We start from the raw sequence: 24,159 nt of genomic DNA, 5'->3' as shown, positions 1-24,159 counted from the left end.
TGCGGTTAACTACCCGGAAATTTGGTGAAGTAAGACAAAATTCCTCCCAGGTTTGAACTATGTAATGGTATTTTAACATTTTTTTTCAGAAGAAATTGCTGATTTGGAGAAGATCCAAAATCAATATCGGTTCTTGGGCCATATTCTACTATTGACAAATGTTAATATTTAAACTATACTTTCAATATGCAAGGTAAAAACAAACCATTATTACGGTATTTAGATTCAAGCATTTCAGGGCTTTTAAAGAAAAAGTATTCAGCGTTAATTTTGGGCCCGCGCCAGGTGGGTAAAACTACATTAGTAAAAAAAGCCTTAAAGGAATGCGAAAATACAGCCGAATACCCTCTCCAAAACCCATCTGTCCGCATAGATTTAGAAGCTAACCCCTCAAAATTGATAAATCAAATACAGGCTCTTGAAAAAAAACCGGTTGTTTTCATAGATGAAGCTCAAAAGATTCCGGAAATACTAGATTCAGTCCAGTATTTGATAGATGACAATAAAGCCTCTTTTATAATAACCGGGTCTTCGGCAAGAAAACTGAAACGCAGTTCGGCGAATCTTCTTCCCGGGCGCCTGAAACGGTTTCATCTTGACCCTTTGTTGTGGGGCGAGCTTGGATTGGTTAGAAAAGGAAACATTTCGGGTATTGAAACATACAATATAAACAAGGATTTAAAATATTCTTTTGAAGATTCCCTGGTATTCGGCTCATTGCCCGGAATAGCATTATTGCCTGAAAGTGACAGGGAAGATTTTCTTAAGGCCTACGCAGAAACTTATTTGGAAGAAGAAATCAGGGCAGAAGCTTTAAGCAGGAAGCTGGGGGCTTTTTCACGTTTTCTCGAGTTGGCCGCAGCTGAATCCGGGAATAGCCCAAACTTAACAAAACTTTCAAACGAGTCCGGCGTAAGCCATCCTGCAATAAAGGAATTTTATAATGTTCTGATTGATACGCTTGTAGCCGAAAAAGTTGAGCCATACCTAAAAAATGCCAGGAAAAGAATATTATCTTTGCCGAAATACTATTTTTTCGATTTAGGCGTAAGGAATGTTCTTGCGCGTTTGCCCATGAACAGCAAGCTGGTTAATGCGCAAAAAGGGATACTTTTTGAACATGCGGTTGTCCTGGAAATAATAAGGCGGATCAGGGCATTGAATAAAAGTTATAAAGTCTGTTTTTGGCGAACCTCTGCCGGAGCAGAAGTTGATTGTATTATTGATATGGGTGATGAGGTTATTCCTGTTGAAATTAAAAGCTCTGCCAATATAAGCCTTTCAGAAATCAAGGGATTAAGGATTTTTTTACAGGATTACAAAAATATAGCTAAACATGGGTATGTAATCACCCTAGGAAACAAAAAAGAAATGTTAGCCCCTAATATTACCGCTATCCCCTGGATGGATTTATAGAAGAGCGCTCCCGGAGGTTACATAAACGCCGCGCGCGCACAACAACCGCCTGATAGATTAGTGTCTGCAGGGAATTCGTAAACCAGTTCTCCCGCAATATTGTAAATGCTTGTTTTAAGCTCGCTTATAGTTGTTCCCTGCGGAACGAAATACTTCAATACTTACAATTCAAGGGGATTGCATAAATTAACAGTAGTCGTTTTTATTGATTTAAAGGTTGCGTCAAGAAGGGTTTTTAATTCTTTTGTGGAAATATTTAAGGGCGGCATAAGGACGATTACAGAGCCTAGCGGCCGTAAAATCACTCCATGTTTTCTTGCTTCGTTAACAACTCTAATACCAATTTTTTCTTCCCAGCCATATTCTTTCTTTGTAGTTTTATCTTTAACCAGCTCGATTCCAACCATCATGCCCTGTTGCCTGATATCCCCGGCATGCTCAAGCTGATTGAATCTTTTGAGTTCATTGCGCAAGAAAGAAATTTTACTGTGTAATTTTGAAATCAGTTTTTCTTTTTTATAAAGTTCCAGGCTGGCAATAGCGACAGCGCACGCAAGCGGATTGCCGGTATAAGTATGGCCGTGGAAAAATGTTTTTTGTTCGGAGGAATCTCCGAGAAAGCCATTATAGATTTCCTGCGTAGTCAATGTCGCCGCCAGGGGGAGATAACCCCCCGTAATTGATTTTGCCACGCACATTATATCCGGTGATATATTTTCATGTTCGCAGGCAAACATTTTGCCTGTTCTGCCGAAACCTGTAGCAACTTCATCAGCTAGCATAAGCACGCTGTATTTAGTGCAAAGCTCACGAACCTTCCTTATATACCCCTGGGGCTGGGTCAGCATTCCTGCCGCGCCCTGGATAAGCGGCTCAATAATAAGCCCGGCAATTTCTCGATGTTGTTTTTTTAATGTATTTTCAAGTTCATTTACGCATTTTAATTTACAATTTGGATAATTTAGGCCCAAGTGGCATTTATAACAATAGGGCGCATTTAATTTTATTGTATTAAATAACAGCGGTTTATAAATTTTATGGAATAAATCCATTCCGCCGACGCTAACCGAACCGACTGTATCGCCGTGATAGGCGTTAACAAAGGAAATAAACTTGGTTTTTTTCTTTTGTCCGGTTTGCTGGCAATATTGAAAAGCCATTTTTAGGGCAATTTCCACCGCTGTTGAGCCGCTATCGGAATAGAAAACTTTTTTCAGGCCTTTAGGCGCAATTTCAATGAGTTTTTTTGCGAGTTCAATTGAAGGAATGTTGCCTAATCCAAGGAGTGTTGAGTGCGCAACTCTATTCAATTGTTTTCTAATGGATTCATCAAGTTCTTTTTTTCTGTGGCCGTGCACATTCACCCAAAGCGATGATACACCATCAAGATACCGCTTGCCGTCAGTATCTTTTATGTAGGAACCTTTGCCTTCTTCAATGATAATTGGTTTTTCTTTTTCGTAATCTTGCATTTGTGTAAACGGATGCCAGATATACTTTTTGTCCCATTCTTTGAGGTATTTTTTATTTTTTAGAGTTGTATGTAAGAATGGGCTTAAATTTAATTTCACATTTTTTGAATATTTAATTATTCCCAAAATTGGTATGCCGGATAATTTGGATATTGTCTGCGGATTAGTTTTTTCGGTTATTGATAAAGATTTGTTTTCGGTTTGATTGAAGATTATTCCTAGTATTTCAATTCCTTTTTGTTTGCAGGCTTCAATAGTGAGCAATGTATGGTTTATAGTTCCAAGCCCTAAGCGGGAAACAATAACAACAGGCAAACCTAAATCCGCAACAAGGTCACTGATTAAATAATCATCATTTAAAGGAACATAAAACCCGCCGGCGCCTTCAACAACCATAAAATCATGTTTTTGGTTTAAAATTTGGAATGATTTTTCAATTTTCTCAATTGAGATGGTGTGTTTTTCAAGTTTCGATGCAAGTTCAGGTGCAACAGGCGTTTTAAAAGAGTAGGGACAAACTAAATCAAGCGGATCATTTACTCCGGCAGCTTTTATAAGGGTTTGTGCGTCCGTCCCGCCGGATTGAACAGGTTTCATAACTCCGACATTAATACCGCGGTTTTTCAAACCAGCCGCAATTGCCGCAGCAATAAACGTTTTCCCGACACCTGTATCAGTTCCAACCACAAATATCCCGCGGTTCATGTTTATTTGCCTGGTTTACCTTTAACTTGAGAAGCAGTAGTAAGAAAAATAAAATTCTTCATGGGCCCTCCCGCATAATGAATCTGATAATCAAAACTGTAGTCTTGCCGCCGATACTAAAGTTTGTTTTCATTTACGTGCCCTCACAAAAAGAATTTCAAAGGTTACATCGAATTTAGAATTATTTTTTTTATTTAAAGCTATCAATTTCTTGCCTGTTGAAAGGCCGTTAAGCCCGGTATCAACGCCGGTATTTGCGCCGGTAAGTTTAAGCCAGTTAAGGAAAGAAAGGAAATCTTTAAACGAAATTTTTTCTTCCGATACTTCCAGGGCAGGGTTTTCACAGCCCAGTTCCTTTAAAAGCGATGTTAAACTTTTTTTATCTGTAAAGTTATGAGTTGCGCCCCAGTTAATGCTATTTTCTTCGAAGAGTTTTTTGATTTCCTGCAAAGTGTTTTTGCCAGGGATTGTAAAATAGAAATTTCCTTCTTTTTTTACGACTCTCAAAGCTTCTTTTAAGGCAGTTTTAAGATTTGAGGACCAGTGCAGGGACATATTTGAGAAAGCTATATCAAAATAGTTGTCTTTGTAGGGCATATTTTCAAAATCTGATTCGGCAAATACGAAATTTGATAATTTTGCTTTTTTTATTTTGTCTTTAGCGTATTCTACCATGGATGTAGAAAAATCACAGCCGTATATTTTTGCGCCTTTAAATATTTTAGAGAGTTCAATGGCTAGACAGCCTGTGCCCATGCCGATATCCAGTACGGTTTTAACACCGGTATCGTTTGCGATAGACGAACTAAGCTTGTCGCCCCATTTTTTTTGGGGAGAAGCAAACTTATCATACACTGTCGCAATCGATGAAAAATGCTGCCTAACCTTCTGCTTGTCCATGTTTAAATTACCTCTAATTCTTTTCCGATATTTCTGAATATATCTAAAGCGTTTTGTAAAGCCTGTTTGGAATGTTCCGATGTGGCGGTGACGCGCAGGCGGGATTTGCCCTCCGGAACCGTCGGAGGCCTGATACCCTGCGCAAAAATCCCTTCATCAAACAACTTTCTGCTGAAATGAACTGTCTTTTCAATAGTTTTTGTCACTATAGGAATAATCGGTGTCTGTGAACTCAGAGTATCAAACCCAAGGTTTTTCAAACCTGTTCTCATAAACTCGGCATTATCCAATAATCTTTGCCTGCGCTGCGGCTCATTTTTAATAATATCCAGCGCAACAATAGAAGAAGCGCATATTGCAGGGGGAAGCGCAGTTGAATAAATGAACGGCCGCGATTTATTTATTAAATAATCAATAAAATGCCTGCTTCCGCACACAAAAGCGCCGAAAGTGCCCACAGCTTTGCTCAATGTGCCCATCTGTATGTCTAGGGTCTCTTCCAAGGCAAAATATTCAATAGCTCCTCTGCCGTTTTTGCCTAAAACACCCGTAGCATGAGCCTCGTCAACAAAAACCCAGGCATCGTACTTCTCTGCCAAATCAGCAATTTCAGTAAGCGGGGCAATATCGCCGTCCATACTGAAAATTGAATCAGTAATTATCAGTTTTTTCTTGAATCCTTTAGAACTTTCCAGCATTTTCTCAAGCATTTTCACATCTTTATGGGCATAACGCTTAAACTCTGCGCGGCTTAAAATAATCCCGTCAACTATTGAAGCGTGGTTGAGTTTATCAGAAAAAATAACATCATCTCGGGTCATCAGGGCTGAGATAATTCCTGCATTTGCCATATACCCGGTATTAAAAAGAAGCGCTGCTTGCGCTCCTTTGAACTCGGCGATTTTTTTCTCCAATTGCTGGTGCAGTTCCATATTGCCGGTAATCAGCCTGGATGCGCCCGAGCCGATCCCATAGGTTTTTATGGCTTCCTGAGCAGCTTTTTTTAAACGGGCATCATTGGCAAGCCCAAGATAGTTGTTTGAGCACAAGTTTAAAACTTCTTTGCCTTCAACAATTACCTTTGCTTCCTGGGCGCCTTCAAGAAGTTTTAGTTTTCTGAGCAGGCCCTTGCTTTCAATTTCCTGCAATTCTTTCTTTAGGATTTCCATTAGTTTTGGGATATCTCAAGTCCCATTGATTTGATCATATTTATATCATCGTCCGGGGAACTGCCTGGAGTGGTGAGGTAGTTTCCAATTATAATTGCGTCCGCGCCTGCAGGAAAAATCATAGATTGCAGATTTTTAAGATTTGCCTGCCTGCCGCCGCAAACCCTGATTTCTTTATCAGGCATGATTAAACGGAATATTGCAATATATTTCAGAAGTTCAAGAGGTGGAATTATAGGATTCTTTTCGAATTTTGTCCCGGGAACGGGGTTTAAAAAATTTATTGGTATGCAATCTACATCAAGGTTTTTGAGTTCGAAGGCCAGTTCAATTCTTTGCCCGGGAGTTTCACCCAGCCCTATTATTCCGCCAACACACACTTCCAGCCCCGCTTTTTTTAAATTCTTTATAGTTTTAACCCTATCGGAATGCTTGTGTGTTGTACAGACCGAACCGAAATAACTTTCCGCCGTTTCAAGATTGTGATTAAACCTTGAAAGCCCGGCTTGTTTTAATCTTTTTATGCCGTCTTCGGATATGAAACCAAGCGAAGCGTCAAGTTTAATATTAGGAAATTCTGCCTTGACGCTTTTAATCGCGTTACATATAACCTGCAAATCTTTTTCCTCATTTACGCCGCGCCCGCTGATTACAATACAGAACCTGTCTGTTTTGGTTTCCTTAATTGTTTTTCTTGCCTGGTTCAAAATTTCCTCTTCAGAAATAAGAGGGTATTCCGGCGCATTGGAATTGTGCCGGGATGATTGTGAACAGAAAGCGCAGTCTTCGGGGCAATTGCCTGACTTTGCGCTTGTAAGCGCGCATAAGTTTACTTTGTTGCCGCGGAATTTTTCGCGCACTTTGTTTGCCAGCGCGAGAAGAAAATATAAATCTTCATTTTTTATATCAATAAGGCCTAAAGCTTCGTCAAAAGAAATCCCTTCTTTTGGGAAATTACTGTCGTTTAGTTTTTGAGTAAGTTTTAGAATGTTCATTTAATTAACCGATTAGTGAAGTGAAAATAGCGAGAATTCCCAATACGGAGGCAATAATCGTCAGAAGCCAGGTCAGGAAATTATGAATTTTACCGCTTTTATAATTACCCATGATTTTGTGGTCATTTATAAGTATAATCATAAACACAAGCACAAAAGGAAGCGCCAACCCGTTTATAACCTGTGAAAAAAACATTATCGGTATCAGCGGAATTCCCGGCAATAAAATAATTGTTGCGCCGAATAACAGAAGAAAAGTATATAAGCCGTAGAATTGGGGGGCTTCCGCAAAAGTTTTATTGACGCCTATTTCCCAGCCGAAACTCTCACAGATAATGAAAACTGTTGATAACGGCAAAATTGACGCCGCAAAAAGTGAAGCGTTGAGCAAACCAAAAGCAAAAAGAGACGCGCAATATTCCCCGGCAAGAGGTTTCAAGGCTTTTGCTGCGTCAGCGGCTGTTTGGATAGGATGCATGCCGATTCCCTGAAATAATACCGTGCCGCACACGACAACTATAAAGAAAGCCACCAAATTTACCATTACACAGCCGACAATAGTATCCCATTTGGAATATTCATATTCCTGCAATTTTACGCCCTTTTCGACAACTGCCGCCTGCTGGTAAAACTGCATCCAGGGAGCAATGGTAGTACCGAGCACACCGACTAACATAGTGAGAAAGCTGGGCTGAAGGTTTACGGTAGGGACTACGAACTCTTTCATAACCTGGCCCCACGCAGGCTTGGCAAGAAAACCGGAAATTATATATGAAACATAAAACACGCAGGCAACAAGGAATATTTTCTCGACAGAGCGGTAAGTGCCTTTTATAACCAGGGACCATACAATAACTACGGCAAGAGGGACGGAAATATATTTATTAATACCGAAGATTTCCATGCTGGAAGCAATACCTGCGAACTCTCCCAGGATATTTCCGAAATTTGTAAGCAATATGCCCAACATCAAATAAAATGTCAGTTTTACGCCGAATTTTTCGCGTATAAGCCCCGCGAGGCCTTTCCCGGTGACCACGCCCATGCGGTTGCACATTTCCTGCACTATTATGAGGAAGAAGGTTATCGGTATCAGACTCCAGAGCATGGAGTAACCGAAATTAGCGCCGCAAAGGGAATAAGTGGTGATGCCGCCTGCGTCATTGTCTACGTTTGCGGTTATAATTCCCGGGCCCATTATGGCGAAGAAAATCCAGATTCTCTTAAAGAAATGCCTTTGTTTTAAGGGCAGCGCAAATTTCATGGGTTATTTCACTTCCGCGTCTTCTTTTATTTCAGGATAAGCGGCTTCAAGGGCGTCCTTTATCGTGATGATGCCTTTCAATTTATTTTGTTTGTCTACAACAGGAAGGACATTGAAATTATATTTTACGAATAACACCGCTACTTTTTTTCTGTTGGTGTCTATTTTGGCTTTGAGCACGCGTTTCTTCATGATTTCTGCAATCTGGCGGGTTGGTTCATTTTGGAAAAGCTGCCTCAATGTAAGAGCCCCCACAAGGGTTTCTTTATTGTCAACTGCGTAAAGATAATAAAGATTTTCAGCTGTCTTGCTGCGTTCTTTTACAAGGTTCAAGGCCTGTTCTACTGTCCAGGTTGCGGGTACGGCGATAAAATCGGTATTCATTAAAGCGCCGGCTACTTTTTCCGAATGCGTGAGCAGGCTGCGAATCTCGTTAGCCCTGTCTTTTTTCATATTATAAAGAATTGAATGCTGGGCTTTTTCTGAAAGGCTGCCTAAAAGGTCAACAACTTCGTCAACAGGCATTTCTGACAAAATGTTTACAACTTGTTCTTTTGTCAGCGATTCAAGCAGTTCAATCTGTACTTTTCTTGGAAGCTCTTGCAGGGTTCGTGCAGCTATGACTGTGTTCATCGAACGGAAAATGGTTATTCTTTCGTTGAGCCCCAGGTCCATAAGGATTTCTGCCAGGTCTACAGGGTGAATTTCGGATAATTTTTCGTGAGAAAGCTGTAGTTTCATAGGAAAGCAGGCAGTGTCCGTTCCTGTAGACTGGACAAATTTCCAGGAAATAAGATTATTTTCAATTTTGTAGGAAAAAAGCCATTCAGAAACAGAGCAAAAAGTTTCTTCCCAGCCCAGCCGCCTTAATAATCCGCGAAAACCCACATCAACGTGCGCTACCCACAGGTTTGCGTTTTCTTTGAGCATGTGCAGGTCGTTTACGCGTACCAGGTTTGAGCCGGATATGTTAACGATTTGTTTGTCCCAGAAAGTTTCTTTCAGCAGTATGTCGCATTCGGTAGGATTGAATTCTCTTCTGTCTGTTTCTTCGATATCCTTTACCACTACTACATTATATTCCAAAGAGGCAACTTTTGACCAGGGGAAGTAGTATTTTTTGCCGTCCTGGACAAGCAGGCCGGTGATTCTGGGATATACTTCTTTTGTGGTGGCTGATAAATCCTGGATGGTTCCTATTTTTTTCTGGGTTTTGTTATCAAAGACAGGCAGGCCAATCAATTCGGACAGAAAAATAAAGTTTCTATTTTCTAATGATGGAATTTTTACCATGTTTCCCGGCAATTATAGCGTCTTTAAATTGTGTTCAAAAAGGATATGTGATTATATAAATTTAAATAAGCAAAATCAACGGAAATAATTCTTTATTTTAACATTATGAGGGAGAGCATTCTTGAGGTTTTTTCACCTTGGCGGTAGGAAAAAAACAGATTAGGGTTGTGTAAAGTGCAGAAATCTTTGGAGTCGATACAATCAATATTATTTTCAGGAATGTTTTTTGCTTTCAAGCGCAAAATAGCTTCATTTGATAAGTTTAAATAACCGTTTTTGTAACTATTGGGGAAATATCCGGCGAATTCCTCGCCAACTTCATAGCATTTTTCACAGATATGCGGCCCAATCGCAGCAACAAGGCCAGAACTTTCAACCCCAAAATTTTCTAAAAGCATTTCTACGCCATTTTCTATAATTCCAGTATACAGCCCTTTCCAGCCGGCGTGTAAAATTGCGGCGCACTTACCGGATTTTTCCGCCAGAAACACAGAAACGCAGTCAGCTGTAAAAATTCCTAAAGGAATTCCTTTTACTCCGGTAATAAAACCGTCATAGCCTTCATAGCTATGCGCATCGGAAATACTCTTAACAATTTTTATTTTTTTATCGTGGACTTGTTTGGATGAAGTTAATAAGGGGTGGGTAATATTTCCTGAAAGTTTTGTTGTAGTGAAATGGGTTATCCGCGAATCGAAGCATGAGATGAGCGTACTGAATGCGAGGTTGCCTTCGGTCTTCCACATTACTTCTTATTATCAAAGCGTTCCAGGGTTATGCCTGAAGTAATAACAGTCGCTGATTCAACAGAGGACTGGATTCCTCTGACAGAAAGCAGCAGGTCTTCCGGGCTGGTAGCTGCTGCCAGGCCGTCTTCCAGCTTTATTTTTCCTTCCTGATAAAGCTTTAAAATTGCCTGGTCAAACATCTGCATGCCGTAATATTGGCCCTGCTTTATTATATTCTTTAGTTCGGAAAGATTATTCTCTTCAATATATTTTTTAACTATCGGCGTTGCAACAAGCACCTCAACAGCCGGCACCAGCCCTTTGCCGTTTGCCTTGGGTATAAGCCTTTGGGAAATTATGCCTTTAAGCGTATCCGCAAACTGATATCTAATCTGCGTTTGCTGGTGAGGAGGAAACATATCAACAACCCTGCTTACAGTCTGGATAGTATCTATGGTGTGGATTGTAGATAAAACAAAATGCCCCAGCTGAGCGGCTGTCATAGCCGCCTGCATTGTATCCAGGTCGCGCATCTCTCCGATAAGCACTACATCGGGGTCCTGGCGAACGACATTTTTCAGAGCCTCCGGATAATTAAGTGTATCTATATTAAGTTCTCTCTGGCTGATAATGGATTTTTTATCATTGTGAATAAACTCAAGCGGATCTTCTATCGTGATAATGTGATAAGCAAAGTTTGTATTAACATGGTCGATCATTGATGCCAGCGTGGAAGATTTTCCACATCCGGTTGGCCCGGTTACCAGCACCAGCCCTCTGTCATTTTCAGCAAGTTTTTTAATTACGTTAGGCAAACCCAATTGTTCGATTGTAGGTATTTGAATAGGAACATGCCTGATAGCAATATTAAGTTCGCCTCTTTGTTTATATACATTTATCCTGAACCGGCCTTTGTTTTCCATGGTTACGGCAAGGTCGCATTCATACTTTGAGTAAAATGCTCTTTTTTGTCCTTCGTTCATCAAACCTGAAATCATCTGTTCAATTTCAGAGCCCTGCACAATAACATTTTCATCAATCGGGTGAAGATCACCGTCAATTCTCAAATAGGGCCTGGAATTCGCCCTTATATGCATATCGGAAGCGCCTTTTCTTAACATTTCATCAAATAATGTTAACAGTTCCATAGTTTTTCCTCAAAAGTTATTTTAATTTTCTATTTTTAAAACGTAAATATGCCGGTTTTCCCATATCTTCAGAATCAATCATGCTTATGGAGTTAAGGGAAGGCGCGTTGCTTTTTCTATTTTCAGATTCTGCCGGCAGTATTGTGCGTCTTTTTGAACCATAAGATTTGCTGACAGGGAATCCAGTAGCTATGACTGTAACTTTTATCTTTGTTCCCAGGTCGTGCGCTATTACATGGCCGAAATGCGTAATAGCGTCGGAACTTACGAGTTCTTTTATCAATTCCATGGCCTCAGTGAACTCAACTAAAGTAAGGTCAGGTGCGGTTGTAAAGTTAACGAGCACTCCTTTTGCGCCTTCTATGGTTACATTTTCAAAAAGCGGCGACCTTAAAGCCATCGTGACTGCATCGATTGTGCGCGTCGGGCCTTCGCCTTCACCGACACCCATGTGGGCTTCACCCGCGCCTGACATCATTTTTTTAACGTCGGCAAAATCGATATTCATTTCGCCGGTTGAAGTTATCACATCGGTAATAGACTGGATTGCCTGCCTTAAAACATCGTCGGCGAGGCGGAATGCTTCAGGTAATGTTATATTTTCTTTAATTCCTTCTAATTTTGCGTTTGGTATAACAAGAAGAGTATCTGTAACTTCACGTATTTTTGTTATGCCTTCTTCTGCCAGGTTTGCTTTTAGGTCCCCTTCAAAACTGAAAGGTTTTGTTACTACGCCCACCGTCAAAGCTCCCAGGGATTTTGCAATTTCTGCGACCAGAGGAGCCGCGCCGGTTCCGGTCCCTTTACCCATGCCCGCCGTAACAAAAACCATGTCTGCGCCGGCTAGCTCGCTTTTAATCTCTTCATAACTTTCTTCGGCGGCTTTTCTGCCTTTTTCGGGGTCTCCGCCGACACCCAGCCCGCGGGTAAGCTTGGGCCCTATTTGAATTTTTATGGGTGCTTCAGATTTTAAAAGAACCTGTTTGTCAGTATTGGCAACAATGAACTCAACGCCCTTAACTCCTGTTGCAATCATCCTGTTAACGGCATTTCCGCCGGCGCCGCCTACTCCGACAACTTTTATTATGGCGCCTTTATCATTGGAAGGTTCAGAATCAAAACGTAATTTTATTTTCACTTAAACATGTCCCTTAGTTTACGCCACATGGGCATCCTGCTGATACTTTTCATTCCCGGCCTGCGGGTTTCTTCCTGGCCCGGGCTATATTTCAATAATCCAATTGCTGTTGCGAACGCGGGGTTTGAAGTTATCTCGTTGGGCCCTCTTATGCCCTGCGGTAGCCCAAGGCGGGTTTCTATGCCCGTAACTTTTTCACAGGCTTTATCGATACCTTCAAGCATGGATCCGCCGCCGGTAAGAATAATTCCCGGAGGTGTTATATCCTGGTTCTCAATCTCTTCGGATATTTTTTCAAAAAGCTCTTCGAGCCGCGACGCAATGTATTCGGCTAACTCTTTTCTGTTTGTTGTTTTCATTATCCTGCCGTCAACGCCGATATAATCAATATTTTCATTTCCTTTAAGCATGCTGGGAAAAGCAACACCGTGGCGCTCCTTAATTTCCTTTGCCTGCAGGAGGGAAGTCTTTAATCCGTGAGAAATATCTTTTGTAATCAAGTCGCAGCCTATAGTAAGTTCTTTGCTGGATTTAATACAGTTTTCACCGTAAAAAACCAGGCCGGTTGTCTGTCCGCCTAAATCTACCATCAGGCAGCCAAGCTCTTTTTCTTCATTGGTAACTACAACATTGCCAACGGCAACAAGCCCGTAAACAGGAGGCTCGATTATCGAAAATCCCGCCTGGGCCACAGATTTATAAATGTTATTTAAAGTTGTGCTGGATGCGGTGATAATATGTATATTTACTTCCAGGTGGTTGCCTTCCATTCCGGTAGGATCGTGAACTCCTTTTTGCCTGTCAATCTGAAATTGCTGCGGGATTGTGTCTATTATAACCCTGTCGGAAGACATGGGGATCGCTTTTGCATTTTCTATTACGCTGGTGACATCTTCTGCGGTAATTTCTTTGTCGGTCCTTAAAATAGCGTGAACGCCTTTATTGTTTACTGTTTCTACGTGCGAACCGCGGATGCCTAAATAGACATCGTGGATCATTGCGTCAATTTTTTCTTCCGCTTCTTCAATAACTTTTTTTACTCCCAAAGCGGTTTCATTAATGTTTACTACCACCCCGCCGATAACGCCTCGGCAGGCTATTCTGGATGAGGAAACAACTTCTATGGAATCTTTGTAGGCATCGGTTTTACCTACAACGCAGGTTATCTGGCTTGAGCCTATATCCAGGCCGCAAATTAATTCTTCTCTTGCCATCTTGCCTCCCGGGGCTTAACTACTATTCTTCCTTCTTGGAAGAGTTTGAGGTCTATATACTCGATATTTGCAAAATCTGTTTTTGCTTTTTTAAGGGTTTTTTCAAGATAATCCAATTTTGCTTCGAATTCTTCCCTATCGGGAAATCCCCAGAAAATCTTTGTATTATCGTTCAAAACAAGCGTAACTCGGTCCCTCACATTATACAATTTTAATGTGCTTAAATACAAATTGTTTTTCCTGCATTTCAAGTAATCAAGCAACTGCACAGCCTGCTTGCGGGTAATGTCAGATTCAACTTCAATATATGGCACCGTTTGCGGAGTGCTGGTTTCAACCGTGAAACAGACATTTTCGTTGTCAACAAATCTTGTTTCAGAGTTATCTTTCAGCCAGGCAACCGGTTTTCTTTCAGTAACAATACACCTGATCGTGTCGGGAATGTCCCTGCGGATGGAAAGTGTTTTAACCACGGGAAATTCCGTTATTATCCTTTTTTCTGTTTTCATAAAATAGGTTTTAAAAAGGTTGTCCCCGGGTTTAACCGGCAGGATTTCATAAAATTTTTGTTCAGGGATTGATTTGAGGCCCTCAACCGAGATATTTTTTATGTTGAATTTTGTTGTCATAAAAAGAAAATTGTAAAGTTTATAAGCGCCGAATACCAGCCCGAATGAAATAATCCCAGCTGTTAAAATGACCTTAATATTATTTGTTGTTCTTGACACTGTTCGTCTGAGGATTTTAGTCCTTACCCTGAAATGATGCCTGTATCTAGGGGTGAACTTGTTTGAGGCCCTTGCCTTGGGAATGAACCTGCTTTTTGATTTTCGTTTAAACATAATTTATAGAGAGCTCTTTATTATCTCCAGCACCATTTCTAAAAAACTGAAACCCGCGGCTTTTGCAGCATCCGGCAATAAAGATGTCTGGGTAAGCCCGGGCAGCGTATTTATCTCCAGAATGTAGGGCTTATTGTCGGGCGTTAAACGAAAATCAATTCTCGCAACTGCCTTGCATCCTACGGCATCAAAAGCTTTTTTTGCTGCAGCCTGAACCAGTTTTGTAGTTTCCTTATCAAGCTTGGCCGGGACAATATGTTTTGAGCCGCCTTTTGCATATTTGGCTTTGAAGTCGTAAAATTTACCCTTTATGGGAACAATTTCTACTACCGGCAGCACTTTATTGCCCAGAATGCCTACAGTAAGCTCTTTCCCGGGAATATATTCTTCTACCAAAATCTGATCGTCAAATTTCAGCGCAAGCCGCAATCCTTTTTTGAATTCTGCATTATTTTTTGCAATAGTTACGCCTATAGCCGAGCCCTGCGTAGCGGGTTTTACGACTAAGGGATAACCCAGCGATTCAACACGCAGGTTATTGTCTTTGGTTTGCGTTTTGCTGATTACAGTCCACTCTGGCGTGAGGATTTTATTGAAATCAAAAATTTCTTTTGAAAATATTTTGTTCATAGCCAGCGCGCTGGATAAAACGCCGCATCCTGTGTAGGGAATCCCGGCTGTCTGCAGTACGGCCTGTATAGTACCGTCTTCGCCAAAAGGCCCGTGCAGGATTATGAATGCGATATCAATTTTGAATCCGGGAAGTTTGGTGGCAAAATTCCTGTCAACATCAATGGGAACGGCCTTGTAGCCGCCTTTTTTGAGCGCGTTAATGACAGCTTCGCCGCTTTTCAGGCTGATTTCCCTTTCAGCTGACCATCCGCCGTACAGCACGCCGATTCTTTTGCTCTTCAGGTTTTTAACGTTCATAAATAGTCCTTCACACAATTTTTATTTCTGTTTCCAGTTCAATTCCAAATTTTTCCTTAACTTTAGTTTTTATAGTATCGATAATTTGCAAAATATCGCTCGATTTGGCATTGCCGGTATTGATAATAAAATTTGCATGCTTCTGGCTGATCTGGGCTCCGCCAATTTTGAACCCTTTCAGCCCGCAGTCTTCGATAATCCTGCCGGCCTGCTTATTTTTGGGATTTTTAAAAATTGAACCGGCGTTAAGGGTGCCCAAAGGCTGAGTCTCGGAGCGCTTAATCATATTTTCAGTAATTCGTTTGACGATAGCTTCTTTTGGTGTTTTAGCTAAAAGAAATTCCGCAAACAGTATGATCTGTCCTTCAAGGCTTGAATGCCTGTAATCAAAAACAACCTCTTCTTTTTTCAAGTCAACTAAAGCTCCGGTTGAGTTTACGATAGTAACTTTTACAAGTTTGTCCGAAATAGTGCCGCTGCGGGTCCCTGCGTTCATTACAAGAGCGCCTCCTACGGTACCCGGAACGCCTGCAAGCGCTTCCAGGCCGGAGGCGCCTGAATCCGCGCATTTTTTAACCAGCAATGGCAATGTAACGCCTGCCCCGGCTTTTACTAAAATATTATTTGCCTGTTCGATAAATTCCAGTCCGCCGAACTTATCTTTTAACCTGATAACAATGCCGTCAAAACCGCTATCGCTAAAAAGAACATTTGAACCGGCGCCGATAAAAAAAACAGGAAATGAATTAGTTTTTGAAATAGCCAAAGCATCGGCAATATTTTCAACAGATTTTGCCTCCAGGTAAGCCGCCGCGGGCCCGCCAGTGCGGAATGTTGTATGTTTCGCAAGGGGTTCATCAAATTTTATTTCAAAACCCCGGCCAGAAAATTCCTGTTTTATTTTCAGTTTCACTAGTTCACTTTTTTGCGCATTCCTGGATTTTTCCGTTTAATTTCCAGACGTCCCCTGCTCCAAGGGTCAATACTACATCTCCGGGCCTGATTTCTTTAACAAAACTGTCAAAATTGAACAGTTGAATATTTTTATGGTGTTTTTTTACTTCATTTAAAATTAATTTGGCAGAAACACCGGGTAAGGGTTTCTCGCCGGCCGGGTAAATTTCGCACAGCCGGACAAGATCCGCGTTACCAAATACTTTTCCAAACTTTTTATAAAGTATTTTTGTGCGCGAATATCTATGCGGCTGGAAGATGGCAGCTACTCTTTTTGAAGGGTAACTGTTTTTCAGGGCTTTTAACGTAGCAAGTATTTCCGTAGGGTGATGCCCGTAATCATCTATAAATATAATTTCTTCTTTTTCGCCTGCCAGGCCGATTCTTCCCTTTATTTCCAGGCGCCTGCCTACGCCGCCAAAATCTTTCAGCGCATTTTTTATTTTCTGGATAGATATTCCCAGTTCCAGCCCGCAGCAAATTGAAGAGAGCGCATTTTGGACATTGTGCGCGCCGGAAGCGTTTAGAGCGAAATTTCCGACTAATTTTTTGTTGCTATAAACATCAAAAATGCTGCCCTGGGGCCCTAATTTTATATTTTTTGCAGTAAAATCAGCGTCCACATTTGTTCCCTGGGGAACAAGGCCGTAAGTAAAATACTTTCTTGTTACTCTGTTTAAAATTGATTTGACAACGGGGTCATTAACGCATAATATGGCAAATCCGTAAAAGGGGATGCTGTTTATATGCTTAATAAAAGCTTCTTTCAAGTTTTCAAAAGTTTTATAATAATCGAGGTGATCGTCGTCAATATTTGTGACAATTGTAATCGTTGGTGAAAGTTTAAGGAATGAACCATCGCTTTCGTCAGCTTCTGCTACTAAAAAATCACCCTTGCCTAATTTAGCTCCTAAAGATCCGAAATTTTTTACGCGCCCGCCTATTACAACAGTGGGGTCCAGCCCGCCGTACTGCAGAACCAGGGAGGTCATAGAGGTTGTAGTAGTTTTTCCATGGGTTCCGGCAACAGCTACAGTATATTTCAAACGCGCAATCTCTGCAAGCATTTCTATGCGGGGGATAACCGGAATTTTACGCTTATGGGCTTCAACAACTTCGGGATTGTTTTTTGCTATCGCAGTGGAAGTGACGACCACATCAGGATTTTTAACGTTGCCCGCTTTATGGCAATAAAATATTTTTGCGCCCAGTTTTTCAAGATGTTTTGTGGTTTCAGTACAGAGCTTATCTGAACCGCTGACCTTGTAGCCCAGGTTTATAAGCACTTCAGAAATTCCCGACATCCCTACCCCGCCTAGGCCTATCATGTGAATATGTTGAAATCGTTTAAACATTTTTTCCCCTCTATTTTTTATATGCTGCGATTACTTTTGTTATTATTCCGCCGCGGGAATTGAAAAGCGCTTCAACCGTCATTTCCTGCGGGGCACAGCATTTAACTAAATCTTCAAGTATTCTGTTTACAACGCTTTCGTGCACAATTCCGGCGTTTCTGTAGGACTGTAAATACATTTTCAATGATTTCAATTCAACAAGTTTTTTGTCCGGTACATACGTAATGCTGATTTTTGCAAAATCCGGCAGGCCGCTCCAGGGGCATACGCAGGTGAACTCATCGGTGGATGTAGTTACCTCGATTTTTTTACCCGGATACTCATAAGCAATTGCTTGAAGCGCTTCCGGCGTTACTTCGTAAACTTTTCTTACATCATAATTCAATTTTGTTATTTTTCCCATGGTTTCTCCAGCCATTTTTTCACCTCATCTGTATAGGGTTGGGAATTAAAACGTATTGTAGCAAGGACTTTTTTTCCGGTAATAAAATAATTCTTAATTGCTTGGATCATTTAATTTCAGTTCGCTAAAACCTTTTTCTCTAAGTTTGCAGGAGTCACAGTTCCCGCACGGTTTTTTACCGCCGGCATAACAGGACCAGGTAAGAGAATAAGGGACTTTGAGTTTTAGCCCTAGTTTTACTATTTCACTTTTTGTTTTAGCTATAAGCGGCGCTGCAATTTTAATTTTGCTGCTGCGAAGCCCGAGGGATTTTATGAGGTTTGACCAGGCTGAAAAATATTTCGGCCTGCAATCCGGGTAACCGCTGAAATCAAGGGCGTTTGCGCCTATGAAAATTGCCCGGGCCTTTATGGTTTCTGCCAGAGAAAGCCCGAAAGAAAGGAAAATTGTATTTCTTGCAGGCACATAGGTTGAAGGCAAAATTCCCAGCCTGCCTATTTCATTTAATTTATGACTGGGAATTTTTTTCGTTTTGTCTGTCAAAGAACTGCCTTTCCAGGGAAGTTGAAATTTTATAACCGAATATTGCGAACCGGATATTTTTGCTATTTTTTTTGCCTGTTCAATTTCTTTTTTGTGTTTCTGGCCGTAATCAAAAATCAGGCAATGTGTTTTATAACCCCCGGCTTTCGCATAGTAAAGAGCTGTTGCAGAATCCAGCCCTCCGGAAAGTAATATAACTGCTTTTTTCATAATCTAATTATCTTTTTTGTTTTATCCAATTATCTATTTAGTGTCATTCTGTATAACTCGCCCACTGCCTGTCGCTTTCCCAAACGGTAATTCTTATTTTTGACAATTCCAGCTTTGAATAATCATTCTGGATCCGGTTTTTTATTTCATTATGGATGTATTTTGCTATTATTTCCGAGGTCGGGTTGAGTTTATCAAATGGTTTTACTTTATTCAGGTGCTTGTGGTCGAAATTTTCCAACAGCTCGTTAACGATTATTTTCAAATCCGTAAAATCAAGGAGCAGCCCGCTTTTATTCAGAGCAGTACCGGAAACAGTCGTTTCCACCTTCCAATTATGCCCGTGCAGGTTTTCGCATTTGCCTTTATAGTTTCTTAAATGGTGCGCGCCGGAAAAACTTGTGATAATTGTTACGCTGTACATGGTACCTCTTTCATACCCCATGTTAGCCGTTTGGAAGGCTATGGGGTACATTCCTTATTTATTTTGGGCTATAAGCCTCTATATCTATTTTTTTTACGTTAGTTGCATCCATATATTTAACGGAATATTTATTTCCGAACATAATCGCTTTTTCAGGAGCGTCACTGAAGAAAAATTTATGCTGTACAGTTTTAAGTTCCGAAAGCATCCCTTCGCCGTAAAGAGTTTCTTTAACAGAACATGCTGTTTCATAAGCGGAACTTACAAGTTTTACCTTCTTGCCCATTATTTCGGCTATAATATTTTCAAGCCAGGGGTAATGGGTGCAGCCCAGGATTAGGGAATCTATTTTCAAACGCTTAAGCGGCGTAAGATACTTTTTAGCAACATCCTTCACTATTTTTTTATGCGAATCATCGGCCCAGCCTTCTTCGACAAGAGGAACAAACAGCGGGCAGGCCTGGGAAAAGATCCTTACGTCTCTTATATCCGCAAATCTGTTAACCGCTTTGTCATAGGCCTGGCTTTTTATAGTTCCCTCAGTGCCGATTATCCCGATTTTGTCATTGCAGGTTATTTCAACTGCTTTTTTTGCTCCCGGTTCTATTACATCCAGAACAGGCAGTTTTGTGTTTTTTCTGATTGTTTCAAGGGCATAGGCCGACGCCGTATTGCAGGCGACCACGATTAATTTGACTCTTTGTTTGTGTAGAAAATTAAGAATTTGAAGTGAAAATTTTTCTACAACTTCCTTGGATTTGTTGCCATAAGGCACCCGGGCCGTGTCCCCGAAATATACCAGGGATTCATTCGGGAGTTGTTTAAATATTTCTTTTACAACTGTCAAGCCGCCTACACCCGAATCAAAAACTCCGACTGGAAGATGGTTGTTTACTTTCATTTTTCCTCTCTCACCGGTCCTACCGGTCAAGATTTTTTTTGTATATGTACTTTTTTATGCCCGCGTAAATAGAGTCGGCCATATCTTTCTGGAATTTTCTCGTACGTAATTTAATTTCCTCTTTCGGATTGGACAAAAAGGCGCATTCAATCAGTACCGCCGGCATTTGCGCGCCCCTTAAAACATAAAAACCGGCCTGCTTAATTCCGCGGTTATTTATTTTTATCCTGGACGTAACATCTTCGGTAATGTAAGAACAAAGCTCCGAAGACTCATTCATATATTCATTCATTACCATAGCCCAAAGGAGTGTTTGAATTTTTTCCTTTTTTACCGTGGGGTTTCCTTCAAGCTTTACAACAGCGTTTTCCCGCGCCACAACAGCGGATGCATCGGGGTCACTGGCGTTTTCTGAAAGGAAATATATTTCAAAACCCTGCTGCTTTTTTTTAGAATTTGAATTGCAATGTATGGAGACGAAAAAATTAGCGTTGTTTTCGTTGGCAATTTGTGTCCTGTCGACAAGAGGGATAAAAGTGTCGTCCTGGCGGGTAAGAATTATTTTATAACCGTCCCGGGAAAGTAATTTTGCAACTCCTTTTGCAATGGCCAGGTTTATGTCTTTTTCCCTGGAGTTGTTCGGGCCGACCGCCCCGGGATCGTCTCCGCCGTGGCCGGCGTCAACGACTATTGTAAGCGCTTTTGCGGGCATACCAGCCGCGGGAATGGTTTGTATCTTTTCTTCAGGTTTTGGGATAACAACTGCCGCTACGGGGACAGTGCTTCCCGCAATAGCAAGCCCTTCGGAACCGGATGTGCTCACTTCAACTCCGGGCGGTGAAATATTTAAGACAAGCCTCAAAGGATTTTCAAGATAGCTTGGTTTTATTTCAAGTTTGCCGTCGGTGAGTTTAAACCTGCACATAGCCTGGTTATGCGCATTAGAAATGGAAATATTTTTTATATGGTCGTTTTGGAAATAAAGTTTGTCGGTAACTGTTTTGCCGCGGAAAAATACAACCTGGTAGTCATTTTTCGCTTTTTTCTGGATATCGTAGGCCAGTTTTTCAGTCATTTCAAAATTGATCTGGGTAAAACCTTCAAAAGAATATACTCTGGGCGGGTAAACGTTGACCGCGCTTTCAAAACTTAGAATATTTTGTTCCGGGTCATATTCGACCCTGTGGCCGGAAGCTTCAGCGAATTTAATGCTCAGGAAAAAATCCAGGGGTATGTAAAGATCGCTTGAAACCATATATGTGGGAAACGGCAAGGTATATTTGTTTGAATCGATTAAAACGTCTTTTGATTTTAGATAAAATGTTATGTGGTGGGTGTTTAGGGTGAAAACAACTTTTCCGGAAATCTTATACCAGTTAATTCCGCCGGAACAGACATTGGAAATGTCTTTAAGCGAAAAATATTTTATATCGTTGTAAACCCTGATGCGATAAAAGCCTTTCAGGTCCCCGTTGGAAATGACCTGGATTTTTTCTGCCGGGAAAACCGGCAGCGCAAAACAAAAAATAAGGGATATAAAGAGAATTTTTTTCACTAAGGAAGAATCCTTCGCTACGCTCAGGATGATTTGGCTGCGGAGGGGATCGAACCCACGGCGCGCGGCTTATGAAACCGCTGCTCTACCACTGAGCTACGCAGCCATTTTGAAATTATCCGTTTATTCTAACATTTTGGTTGAGAATTTTCAAGTTTTTCAGAAGTATTTCAGAAGGATTCCAGAAGGATTGTCAGTTAAGAATTAAAAGTGAACCGTTTTTCAGAACCGTTTTTCTGCCTTGAATTACTGCTCTGTTTATTGTATAAATAACACACCAGGAAAAGAATTTCTGAGCTATTGCTGTTTTTTATTGCGTTTAATGCGTATTGCGCGAATAAATTACCTGAGTTAAAAAACAGCTGGCTATGTGAATATTAAAAGGCTGGATTGTAGATAAAAGCGCTAATGCAAAATTCAGGATAATGTTTTTTTGGCCCTTCAGCGGAGAATACGATATAATAGACAAAGGAGACTAAATTATGCCGGCAAGAAATTCTCAAAACCCTACCAGAAAAGAAAACAGTTTCGACAAAAGTTATCACAGCGGAAACAAAACCGAAACGCGCAATTCAGGTACCAGCGGTATAGCAGGTATTTGCAGTTCGTGCCAAACCCCGGTTCCGTCAAAGCCCGGGTTCAGGCCTTCTTCGTTAAAATGCCCGAAATGCGGTAAGCCAATCTCAAAATAGACATATGTCGGGAGATTCAATGAAAAACAAATTTACCAAAAATCTATTTGTAATAGCTATATTTTTTTAAGCGCATTAAAACCGGTATTTTCCATGGATTCGCCAGTTACGCTTGAAGCCGTTGCCTAAAAATCAAATTGAATTGGACGGGTTAATGAGAGACTTTACTGAAGGAAGTATATTAAAACAACTTGTTTATTTCACTGTACCAATGCTATTGGCAAATTTATTGCAGGCCATGTACAGCGTGGTTGACGCTATCTGGGTTGGCAGGCTGATAGGACACCAGGCGTTTGCCGCGGTTTCCACGACCGTCCCTATGATATTTTTGCTTGTATCTGCGATAATAGGCCTTGCTATGGCTACAAATATTCTTGTAGGCCATGCTTTTGGGTCTAAGAATATGAAATATTTGTCGAAAGTACTTACAAATTCGTTCATCAGCACGGGCTTTCTTTGCATTTTTATTTCTGCACTTGGAATAATTTTCAGTAAACCATTATTAAGCCTGCTTAACACGCCGGATGAAATCAAACCCATGTCCAATATATTTTTAACGGTTACTCTGTCCGGTTTGATTTTTACTTTCATGTATAACTGGTTCAGCGGAGTTTTAAGAGGCTTGGGGGATGCAAAAACGCCGCTTTACCTTTTAATAGTGTCTACCACTTTGAATATAATTATCGTTCCCATTCTTATTATCGGCCCCGGGCCCATTCCGAAAATGGGCGTTGCCGGTTCCGCTTTAGGCACGATAATTTCCAACGCCATAATGATAGTTGTTTCTTACTTCCTTGTTTTAAGAAAACATGCTTTACTGAATATAAGGCAGTGGGATTTTACGATTGACTGGGCCATAATTAAAAAAATATTTACTATCGGTATTCCCATTTCACTTCAGATGATTGTAATAAGTTTGGCAGGTGTGCTCATGGTATCGCTGGTTAACGGGTTTGGCACGCTGGTTACCGCCGCTTACGGCATAGGAATGCAGCTGGATAATCTTGCCTTTATGCCGGTAATGGCAATAGGTATCAGCGTTTCTTCCATGGTAGCCCAAAACCTGGGCGCCTTGAAATTTGACAGGGTAAAAAGCATAATGAAATTATCTTTTGTTTTATCGTTTTTTTGTGCTGTTTTTTTCTTTACGTTAATTTATGGGTTTCCGCGTTTCATCGCGTCTATTTTTACAAAAGAGCCTGCTGTAATTATGCTTACAGTGCAATATACAAGAATTGTCAGTTTTTCCTATTTTCTTTTTTCGGGCATCGTGATTCTCCAGGGGGTTGTGAGAGGATCCGGAGACACGACAATAATGCTTATTTTTTCTATCATAACTATGATATTTGTGCGCCTTTTCCTTGCATATGCCCTTTCGAAATATACTTCTCTTAATGAAATCGGCCTCTGGCTGGCAATTCCCAGCAGCGCCTTTATAGGCTTGCTCCTGCATTACTGGTATTACAGAAGCGGCCGCTGGAAAAAAAGAATCGGCCCGCGCCACTAATATTTTTTTATGTTAGATGTGTTGACTGTGCTGGCAGTTTTTGTTATCATTAAATATCGAATTTAAGAAAAAAGGATGTAAATTATGAAAGTTGGAATTATCGGATTGGAATATGCAGGCAAAAAAAGCCTGTTTTCGCTTTTGACAGGCATAAAGAGGGACGGCTACCAGCAGTCCAAGGAAGAAATCGGCGTTGTTAATGTGCCCGACGAGCGCATAGAATACCTGGCAAAATTTTATAATACGGAAAAAAAGACTTATTCAAAAATAGAATTTTATTTACTTCCTTCGATCGAAAAAGGTTCCCAGGAAAAGTCTAAGGCGCTCCTGGAAGCAAAAGAAGTGGATATGTTCGCTATTGTTGTCAGGCAATTTACCGATGACAATGTTTTCCACCCGCT

The 24,159-nt window shown here is 40.9% G+C and carries 23 protein-coding genes and 1 tRNA gene; 4 read left to right on the top strand and 20 right to left on the bottom strand.

Annotated features, from left to right (window positions below):
• Positions 1-186 precede the first annotated feature (186 nt).
• A complete protein-coding gene (locus tag KKH91_05665) occupies positions 187-1,416 on the top strand; it encodes an ATP-binding protein (GenBank protein MBU0952292.1) in 1,230 nt (409 codons plus the stop codon).
• A 161-nt stretch (positions 1,417-1,577) separates the two neighbouring features.
• Here the strand turns inward: KKH91_05665 and bioA are convergent, their stop codons facing one another.
• The 20 genes from bioA to KKH91_05565 form a co-directional block, all read right to left on the bottom strand.
• A complete protein-coding gene (gene bioA, locus KKH91_05660) occupies positions 1,578-3,593 on the bottom strand; it encodes an adenosylmethionine--8-amino-7-oxononanoate transaminase (GenBank protein MBU0952291.1) in 2,016 nt (671 codons plus the stop codon).
• A 129-nt stretch (positions 3,594-3,722) separates the two neighbouring features.
• On the bottom strand, positions 3,723-4,493 hold the full coding sequence (locus tag KKH91_05655; GenBank protein ID MBU0952290.1) for a methyltransferase domain-containing protein: 771 nt from the start codon (positions 4,491-4,493) through the stop codon (positions 3,723-3,725).
• Positions 4,494-4,495: 2 nt separating this feature from the next.
• Positions 4,496-5,662 (bottom strand): 8-amino-7-oxononanoate synthase, encoded by a 1,167-nt coding sequence (gene bioF / locus KKH91_05650; protein ID MBU0952289.1) that lies wholly within the window; start codon positions 5,660-5,662, stop codon positions 4,496-4,498.
• Positions 5,662-6,657, bottom strand: coding sequence for a biotin synthase BioB (gene bioB / locus KKH91_05645; GenBank protein ID MBU0952288.1), 996 nt, complete (start codon positions 6,655-6,657; stop codon positions 5,662-5,664). The genes bioF and bioB overlap by 1 nt, the downstream gene beginning before the upstream one ends.
• A 4-nt stretch (positions 6,658-6,661) precedes the next feature.
• Positions 6,662-7,921, bottom strand: a complete 1,260-nt coding sequence (locus tag KKH91_05640) for an Nramp family divalent metal transporter (protein MBU0952287.1) — start codon at positions 7,919-7,921, stop codon at positions 6,662-6,664.
• 3 nt (positions 7,922-7,924) lie between these two features.
• Positions 7,925-9,214, bottom strand: coding sequence for a CBS domain-containing protein (locus KKH91_05635; GenBank protein ID MBU0952286.1), 1,290 nt, complete (start codon positions 9,212-9,214; stop codon positions 7,925-7,927).
• A gap of 92 nt (positions 9,215-9,306) precedes the next feature.
• A complete protein-coding gene (locus KKH91_05630; GenBank protein MBU0952285.1) occupies positions 9,307-9,960 on the bottom strand; it encodes a polyphenol oxidase family protein in 654 nt (217 codons plus the stop codon).
• Positions 9,960-11,090, bottom strand: a complete 1,131-nt coding sequence (locus tag KKH91_05625) for a PilT/PilU family type 4a pilus ATPase (protein ID MBU0952284.1) — start codon at positions 11,088-11,090, stop codon at positions 9,960-9,962. Before KKH91_05625 ends, KKH91_05630 begins: the two co-directional genes overlap by 1 nt.
• Positions 11,091-11,106: 16 nt before the next feature.
• The gene (gene ftsZ / locus KKH91_05620; protein MBU0952283.1) at positions 11,107-12,222 is read right to left on the bottom strand and encodes a cell division protein FtsZ; all 1,116 of its coding nucleotides are present in this window, start codon (positions 12,220-12,222) and stop codon (positions 11,107-11,109) included.
• 2 nt (positions 12,223-12,224) lie between these two features.
• The gene (ftsA, locus tag KKH91_05615; GenBank protein ID MBU0952282.1) at positions 12,225-13,442 is read right to left on the bottom strand and encodes a cell division protein FtsA; all 1,218 of its coding nucleotides are present in this window, start codon (positions 13,440-13,442) and stop codon (positions 12,225-12,227) included.
• Positions 13,424-14,284, bottom strand: coding sequence for an FtsQ-type POTRA domain-containing protein (locus tag KKH91_05610; protein MBU0952281.1), 861 nt, complete (start codon positions 14,282-14,284; stop codon positions 13,424-13,426). Before KKH91_05610 ends, ftsA begins: the two co-directional genes overlap by 19 nt.
• A gap of 3 nt (positions 14,285-14,287) precedes the next feature.
• Positions 14,288-15,214, bottom strand: a complete 927-nt coding sequence (locus KKH91_05605; protein MBU0952280.1) for a D-alanine--D-alanine ligase — start codon at positions 15,212-15,214, stop codon at positions 14,288-14,290.
• Between the two features lie 10 nt (positions 15,215-15,224).
• Complete coding sequence (murB, locus tag KKH91_05600; protein MBU0952279.1) at positions 15,225-16,127, bottom strand: UDP-N-acetylmuramate dehydrogenase; 903 nt, start codon at positions 16,125-16,127, stop codon at positions 15,225-15,227.
• Between the two features lie 4 nt (positions 16,128-16,131).
• Positions 16,132-17,523: a UDP-N-acetylmuramate--L-alanine ligase gene (locus tag KKH91_05595; GenBank protein MBU0952278.1), complete on the bottom strand. Its 1,392-nt coding sequence runs from the start codon at positions 17,521-17,523 to the stop codon at positions 16,132-16,134.
• A 10-nt stretch (positions 17,524-17,533) separates the two neighbouring features.
• Complete coding sequence (queF, locus tag KKH91_05590; GenBank protein ID MBU0952277.1) at positions 17,534-17,926, bottom strand: preQ(1) synthase; 393 nt, start codon at positions 17,924-17,926, stop codon at positions 17,534-17,536.
• Between the two features lie 93 nt (positions 17,927-18,019).
• Positions 18,020-18,679, bottom strand: a complete 660-nt coding sequence (gene queC / locus KKH91_05585; GenBank protein MBU0952276.1) for a 7-cyano-7-deazaguanine synthase QueC — start codon at positions 18,677-18,679, stop codon at positions 18,020-18,022.
• A gap of 43 nt (positions 18,680-18,722) precedes the next feature.
• A complete protein-coding gene (queD, locus tag KKH91_05580; protein ID MBU0952275.1) occupies positions 18,723-19,103 on the bottom strand; it encodes a 6-carboxytetrahydropterin synthase QueD in 381 nt (126 codons plus the stop codon).
• A 58-nt stretch (positions 19,104-19,161) separates the two neighbouring features.
• Positions 19,162-20,004, bottom strand: a complete 843-nt coding sequence (gene murI, locus KKH91_05575; GenBank protein MBU0952274.1) for a glutamate racemase — start codon at positions 20,002-20,004, stop codon at positions 19,162-19,164.
• Positions 20,005-20,023: 19 nt separating this feature from the next.
• Positions 20,024-21,559 (bottom strand): N-acetylmuramoyl-L-alanine amidase, encoded by a 1,536-nt coding sequence (locus tag KKH91_05570; protein ID MBU0952273.1) that lies wholly within the window; start codon positions 21,557-21,559, stop codon positions 20,024-20,026.
• A 34-nt stretch (positions 21,560-21,593) separates the two neighbouring features.
• Positions 21,594-21,665 (bottom strand) — tRNA-Met (locus KKH91_05565).
• 376 nt (positions 21,666-22,041) lie between these two features.
• Here KKH91_05565 and KKH91_05560 point away from each other — a divergent pair.
• From KKH91_05560 to KKH91_05550, 3 genes are all read left to right on the top strand, one after another.
• On the top strand, positions 22,042-22,251 hold the full coding sequence (locus tag KKH91_05560; GenBank protein ID MBU0952272.1) for a hypothetical protein: 210 nt from the start codon (positions 22,042-22,044) through the stop codon (positions 22,249-22,251).
• Positions 22,252-22,405: 154 nt separating this feature from the next.
• Positions 22,406-23,758, top strand: coding sequence for an MATE family efflux transporter (locus tag KKH91_05555; GenBank protein ID MBU0952271.1), 1,353 nt, complete (start codon positions 22,406-22,408; stop codon positions 23,756-23,758).
• 84 nt (positions 23,759-23,842) lie between these two features.
• The coding region (locus KKH91_05550; GenBank protein ID MBU0952270.1) for a redox-regulated ATPase YchF at positions 23,843-24,159 on the top strand (317 nt) is incomplete at its 3' end.

It is taken from the genome of Elusimicrobiota bacterium, assembly GCA_018816525.1.
GTDB lineage: Bacteria > Elusimicrobiota > Endomicrobiia > CG1-02-37-114 > XYA2-FULL-39-19 > OXYB2-FULL-48-7.
The sequence above is the reverse complement of the archived record's forward strand: the minus strand, read 5'-3'. Positions and strand labels throughout refer to the sequence as shown.